A 412-nucleotide genomic window follows, 5' to 3' on the forward strand; every position below is an offset into this window, starting at 1 on the left:
AATAACAATCGGTCGAGGGCTTATCCTAATATTCTGGAGTTTAGGCTTCAGAAGCAAATGTAAGTTTCTGAACTGCAAATTCATTCGTATCTAGTTTTCAAGGATTAAACCTTGTATAACAGCATAAAGCTGAAGTTTTTTCTAGAGATTGATATTTACTTGGAGTAATTCAAGAAATATGATGACGAGAAAAATCCCGTTTGGTGGCGATAGCGGAGGGGTTCCACACGTACCCATCCCGAACACGACCGTTAAGCCCTCCAGCGCCGATGGTACTTGGACCGCAGGGTCCTGGGAGAGTAGGACGTCGCCAAGCAGTTATTCTGAAATACATGTGGACATGCTTTTTGTACTCATGTTTTACAGATCGCTTTGTAACACAAGCACTTATATTCCCTGATACGACAGTGTG

The 412-nt window shown here is 42.5% G+C and carries 1 rRNA gene; it reads left to right on the forward strand.

From position 1 onward, the window contains the following. The first annotated feature begins 199 nt into the window (after positions 1–199). A 5S ribosomal RNA gene (gene rrf, locus PGLA_RS26450) occupies positions 200–316 on the forward strand. The last annotated feature ends 96 nt before the right edge of the window (positions 317–412 follow it).

Origin of the sequence: Paenibacillus glacialis (assembly GCF_001637205.1) — a bacterium.
GTDB lineage: Bacteria > Bacillota > Bacilli > Paenibacillales > Paenibacillaceae > Paenibacillus_AQ > Paenibacillus_AQ glacialis.